This is a genomic window from Thermomonas sp., assembly GCF_020850895.1.
Classification (GTDB): domain Bacteria; phylum Pseudomonadota; class Gammaproteobacteria; order Xanthomonadales; family Xanthomonadaceae; genus Thermomonas.
This window is the reverse complement of sequence record NZ_JADZDS010000059.1, coordinates 1-6,047: the sequence shown is the minus strand read 5'-3', so window position 1 is coordinate 6,047 and position 6,047 is coordinate 1. Positions and strand designations below refer to the sequence as shown.

The window sequence follows — 6,047 nt, the reverse complement described above, 5'->3', positions numbered from 1 at the left end:
GTTTTGCCGGGAAGTTGCACCTGGCGCCGGGTGACCGTTCCCGCCGCAGCAGCGTCAAGGGCAAGGGCAAGCCGCAGAAGCGCGGCGCCGATCCGTCGCGCACCGGCTCCGGCTTCAACAAGCCGACTGCGCCGGTGGTGCGCGAAGTGGCCATTGGCGAGGCGATCACGGTCGCGGACCTCGCCCAGAAGCTGGCTCTGAAGGGCGGCGACGTGGTCAAGGCATTGATGCGGATGGGTGTGATGGCGACCATCACCCAGAGCATCGACCACGACACCGCGGTGCTGGTGACCGAGGAACTCGGCCACAAGGCGGTGGTCGCTGCAGCCGATGACGCCGAATCGGAGCTGCTGGCGCGGGTCGAAGGCGACCAGCGCGAGCTTGCCTCGCGTCCGCCGGTGGTCACCATCATGGGCCACGTCGACCACGGCAAGACCTCCTTGCTCGACTACATTCGCCGCACCAAGGTGGCGACCGGCGAAGCCGGCGGCATCACCCAGCACATCGGCGCCTACCACGTCGAAACCGCCAAGGGCGTGATCAGCTTCCTCGATACCCCCGGCCATGCGGCCTTCACCCACATGCGCCAGCGTGGCGCCAGGCTCACCGACCTGGTGGTGCTGGTGGTTGCAGCCGACGATGGCGTGATGCCGCAGACGGTCGAGGCGATCCAGCATGCCAAGGCCGGAAACGTGCCGCTGATCGTGGCGATCAACAAGATCGACAAATCCGATGCCGACCCCTCACGGGTCAAGAATGACCTGCTGGCGCACGACGTGGTGGCCGAGGACTTCGGCGGCGACGTGCAGATGGTCGAGCTGTCGGCCAAGACCGGTCTTGGCGTGGACGACCTGCTCGACGCGATCATCCTGCAATCCGAGGTGCTCGATCTGCAGGCGGCTCCGAATGGCCGCGCCACAGGCGTGGTGATCGAGTCGGCGCTCGACAAGGGCCGCGGTCCGGTCGCAACGGTGCTGGTGCAGCAGGGCAAGCTGTCCAAGGGCAACTACCTGGTCTGCGGCATCCAGTACGGGCGCGTGCGCGCGCTGTTCGACGAGACTGGAAGCCAAGTGATGGACGCCGGCCCGTCGATCCCGGTGCAGGTGCTCGGCCTGTCCGGGGTGCCGGATGCCGGCGACGATTTCGTCGTCGTCGCTGACGAACGCCTGGCCAAGGACGTGGCCCAGCAGCGCGAGGCCAAGCGCCGCGAACTGCGTCTGGTGGCCTCCGCCGGCAACCGCATGGAAGACATCATGGCCCAGATGGGGGAGGGCGCTGCCCAGCAGACCCTGAACCTGGTGGTCAAGGCCGACGTGCACGGCACCATGCAGGCACTTCGCGAATCCCTGTCCGGATTGTCCAACGAGCAGATCAAGATCAATGTCGTCGGCTCCGGCGTCGGTGGCATCACCGAATCCGATGCCCAGCTGGCGATGACTTCGAAGGCCACCGTGATCGGCTTCAACGTGCGTGCCGATGCGACCGCGCGCAAGACCATCGAGGCCAATGGCGTCGACCTGCGTTACTTCTCGATCATCTATGACGTGATCGACCAGGTGAAGCAGATTGCCTCCGGCGTGCTCGGCAAGGAAGTGCGCGAGGAAATCATCGGCACCGCCGAAGTGCAGCAGGTGTTCCGCCATTCCAAGTTCGGTGCGATCGCCGGTTCGGTGGTGGTCGAAGGCGTCATCCGCCGCGGCAAGCCGATCCGCGTGCTGCGCGACGACACCGTCATCTTCTCGGGCGAGTTGGACTCGCTGCGCCGCTTCCAGGACAACGTGGATGAGGTCAAGCACGGCACCGAATGCGGCATCGGCGTGAAGGGCTACGACCAGGTCAAGCCGGGCGACAAGATCGAGTGCTTCGAACGCATCGAGGTCCAGCGCACGCTGTGAGCATGACGCGCCCATCCTCGATCATTCGATGGATCGGCGCGACGCACACACGACGGACGGGAGTTCAACCTATGCCGGGCAAATCCTTCCACCGCAGCGATCGTGTCTCAGCCTTGCTCCGCCGTGAACTCGGGACGCTGGTGCATGCCATCGTGCGTGAGCATGGCCTGGATTCGACCAGCGTGTCCGATGTCGAGATCACCCGCGACATGGCCCACGCCAAGGTCTTCGTCACCGTATTGATGTCGGAACGTGCGGCGATGACGGTGAAGGCGCTCAATGCGCTCGCGCCCGAGATTCGCCACCAGTTGGCGCGGGCGGTGCGGATGCGCCACGTGCCGGAACTGCGTTTCCATTACGACGCATCGGTCGAACGCGGTGAGCGCATCGACCAACTTCTGCGGGACGGCTGACGGCCCCGCGTTCCCGGCCCATTGCTTGCCCGCCTGTTCGTGACCTTCTACAGTCCACCCATGAAGCAGGCGCGCGTCAACTTCCGCAAGCTCGACGGCATCCTGCTGCTCGACAAGCCCCGGGGCTTGTCGTCGAACCAGGCATTGCAGCGCGCGAGGCGGCTGTTCCGTGCCGACAAAGGAGGGCATACCGGCAGCCTCGATCCGCTTGCGACCGGACTGTTGCCGATCTGCTTCGGCGAGTCGACCAAGATTGCCGGTGGGCTCTTGGGTGCGCGGAAGGCTTACGAGGCGGTGGCGCGGCTTGGCATCGTCACCGACAGTGACGATGCCGATGGCCAAGCGTTGCGTGAACGCCCCGTGCCTGCGTTGACCGTGGGTGAAATCGACGCCGCCCTGGCACGGCTGACCGGACGGATTGCCCAGCGGCCCCCGATCTTCTCGGCACTCAAGCGGGGAGGCGAGCCGTTGTACGCGCGTGCGCGGCGAGGGGAGGCCATCGAGGTGGATGAGCGCGAGGTGGACGTGCATGCCTTCGACCTGCTCAATGCCGCCGATCTCCTGGACGCCGGGGCCCCGAACCTGCGCTTGCACGTGGAGTGCGGTTCCGGAACCTACGTGCGCAGCCTGGTCCGCGACCTCGGCGAATTGCTTGGTTGCGGGGCCCACGTGGCTGCCCTGCGGCGGCTTTGGGTGGATCCATTCCGTGAACCGCGGATGTGGACGCTGGAAGAACTCGAACTGCTGCTTGAGCAGGCAGGTGAGCGGGTGCTCGAGGCCTGCCTGTTGCCGGTGGAGGCGGGCATGGCTTCGTGGCCATGCGTGCGCGTCAATGCCGCGCAGGCGCAGCGGCTGGCGCACGGGCAGGGCCTGCGTGGTCCCTACCAGCCACGCGAGCGTCAGGTGGCGTTGCTGGACGAACGTGGCCGAGGCTTGGGCCTGGGGGAAGTGAATTCGGAAGGCGCACTCCGTCCAAGCCGGCTGTTCACCTGGGTATCCACCGCGCCGATGGCCTGACCGACATTGCCCACGGCGGCGCGTGCGCGCTATAATCGACGGGCTCGAACGAGCAATTCTTGAATTCCCACCGGCAACTATCGACGGACCGAGTGGTGCGGGCTGCAAAGCTCCGTTCCTGCAGGCTCCGCGACTACGAGGCAACCAATGTCCATCGATTCCCAGAAAGTCATCAACGAACACAAGCGCGGCGACAATGACACCGGCTCGCCGGAAGTGCAGGTCGCCCTGCTCACCGCACGCATCGAACAACTCACCGAGCATTTCAAGGCGCACAAGCAGGACCACCACAGCCGGCGTGGCCTGCTGATGATGGTCAACCGTCGCCGCAGCCTGCTCGACTACCTGCGGCGCAAGGATGGCGAGCGCTACAAGGCCCTGATCGGCAAGCTCGGTCTGCGCCGTTGAACCAGAACCCCATCGCGGCGCAGGAATGCGCCGCGATGTTTTTTGCGTTAGGCATTGATTCTTTCGAGCGGCTTGAGCCGCATCCCCGCACCGCCTGAGGTGCAGCGCCTGGAGGCAGGGGCCTTCGGCGTCAACGTGTAACCAGTCAAGGATTTCGAAGTGGCGAAGATCAGCAAGACATTCCAGTACGGCAACCGCCAGGTCACCCTGGAGACCGGTGAAATCGCACGCCAGGCCGGTGGCGCGGTCCTGGTCAAGGTCGATGGCACCGAAGTGCTCGTCACCGCGGTGGCCGCAAAGTCGGCGCGTGAAGGGCAGGATTTCTTCCCGCTGACCGTGGATTACCAGGAGAAGTTCTACGCCGGTGGCCGCATCCCCGGTGGCTTCTTCAAGCGCGAAGGCCGCGCGACCGAGAAGGAAACCCTGATCAGCCGCCTGATCGATCGCCCGATCCGCCCGCTGTTCCCGGAAGGCTACCGCAACGAAATCCAGATCATCGCCACCCTGGTGTCGCTCAATCCCGAAGTCGAAGGCGACGTGTTGGCGCTGCTTGGCGCCTCGGCTGCGCTGGCGCTGTGCGGTACGCCGTTCCAGGGCCCGATCGGTGCCGCCAAGGTCGGTTACATCAACGGCCAGTACGTGCTCAATCCGACGGTCAGCGAGCTCAAGACCAGCGATCTGGAGCTGGTCGTCGCTGGCACCTCGGGCGCGGTGCTGATGGTGGAGTCCGAAGCCAAGGAACTGTCGGAAGACGTGATGCTCGGCGCGGTGGTGTTCGGCCACCAGCAGATGCAGATCGCGATCAACGCGATCAATGCATTGGTGACCGAAGCCGCTGCGCCGGCCTCGACCTGGCAGGCGCCGGAGCGCAATGCCGCGATGGTTGCCGCGATGCAGGACGCCGTCGGTGGTCGCATGGGCGAAGCCTTCCAGATCCGCGACAAGCTGCAGCGCCGCGATGCGATCTCCACGCTGAAGAAGGACGTGATGCTGGCCCTGGCCGGTCGTGCCGAAGCAGAAGGCTGGGGCGCGGGTGCGATGGCCGCCGAATTCGAGGAGCTCGAGTACCGCACCCTGCGTGACAGCGTACTCTCGACCAAGGTCCGCATCGACGGCCGTGCGCTCGACACCGTGCGCCCGATCACCTGCAAGGTCGGCGTGCTGCCGCGCGTGCATGGCTCGGCGCTGTTCACCCGTGGCGAAACCCAGGCGCTGGTGGTCACCACGCTGGGCACCGCGCGCGACGGCCAGATCATGGACGACGTCGCCGGCGAGTGGAAAGAGCATTTCCTGTTCCACTACAACTTCCCGCCGTACTCGGTGGGCGAGACCGGCCGCTTCGGTGCGCCCAAGCGCCGCGAGATCGGCCACGGTCGCCTCGCCAAGCGCGGCGTGCTGGCGATGATGCCGGGCATGGAGGTATTCCCGTACACCATCCGCGTGGTTTCCGAAATCACCGAATCGAACGGTTCCTCCTCGATGGCCTCGGTCTGCGGCAGCTCGCTGGCGCTGATGGATGCCGGCGTACCGGTCAAGCGTCCGGTTGCGGGTATCGCGATGGGTCTGGTCAAGGAAGGCGAGCGGTTCGTCGTCCTGTCCGACATCCTCGGTGACGAAGACCACCTCGGCGACATGGATTTCAAGGTGGCCGGTTCCGATGCCGGCATCACCGCGTTGCAGATGGACATCAAGATCCAGGGCATCACCGAGGAGATCATGAAGGTCGCGCTGGCGCAGGCCAAGCAGGGCCGCCATCACATCCTCGGCGAAATGACCAAGGCGATCACTGCGCCGCGTCCGGAACTGTCCGACTACGCGCCGCGCCTGATCACCATCAAGATCCACCCGGACAAGATCCGCGAGGTGATCGGCAAGGGTGGTTCGGTGATCCAGGGCATCACCAAGGAAACCGGCACCCAGATCGACATCCAGGACGACGGCACGATCACGATTGCCTCGGTCAACGCAGCCGCCGGCCAGGCCGCCAAGGCCCGCATCGAGCAGATTACTTCGGACGTCGAGCCGGGTCGGATCTACGAAGGCAAGGTCGTGAAGATCATGGACTTCGGCGCCTTCGTCACCATTGCCCCCGGCAAGGACGGCCTGGTGCACGTCTCGCAGATTTCCAACGAGCGCGTCGAGAAGGTCTCCGACAAGCTGAAGGAAGGCGACATCGTCAAGGTCAAGGTGCTGGAAGTCGACAAGCAGGGCCGTATTCGCCTGTCGATCAAGGCCGTCACCGAGGGTGAGTAAGCGTCTACGCTTCAGTGGTATCGACAAAAAACGGGCTTCGGCCCGTTTTTTGTGAGCTCTG

Annotated in this window: 5 protein-coding genes; all 5 read left to right on the top strand. The window is 65.1% G+C overall.

Annotated elements, in window-relative coordinates:
* The coding region (gene infB / locus IT472_RS05555; protein WP_297179587.1) for a translation initiation factor IF-2 at positions 1-1,895 on the top strand (1,895 nt) is incomplete at its 5' end.
* A gap of 71 nt (positions 1,896-1,966) precedes the next feature.
* A complete protein-coding gene (gene rbfA / locus IT472_RS05550) occupies positions 1,967-2,308 on the top strand; it encodes a 30S ribosome-binding factor RbfA (RefSeq protein ID WP_297179585.1) in 342 nt (113 codons plus the stop codon).
* 60 nt (positions 2,309-2,368) lie between these two features.
* On the top strand, positions 2,369-3,325 hold the full coding sequence (gene truB, locus IT472_RS05545) for a tRNA pseudouridine(55) synthase TruB (protein ID WP_297179583.1): 957 nt from the start codon (positions 2,369-2,371) through the stop codon (positions 3,323-3,325).
* 147 nt (positions 3,326-3,472) lie between these two features.
* On the top strand, positions 3,473-3,733 hold the full coding sequence (rpsO, locus tag IT472_RS05540) for a 30S ribosomal protein S15 (protein ID WP_297179581.1): 261 nt from the start codon (positions 3,473-3,475) through the stop codon (positions 3,731-3,733).
* A 159-nt stretch (positions 3,734-3,892) separates the two neighbouring features.
* Complete coding sequence (gene pnp / locus IT472_RS05535; RefSeq protein ID WP_297179578.1) at positions 3,893-5,986, top strand: polyribonucleotide nucleotidyltransferase; 2,094 nt, start codon at positions 3,893-3,895, stop codon at positions 5,984-5,986.
* The last annotated feature ends 61 nt before the right edge of the window (positions 5,987-6,047 follow it).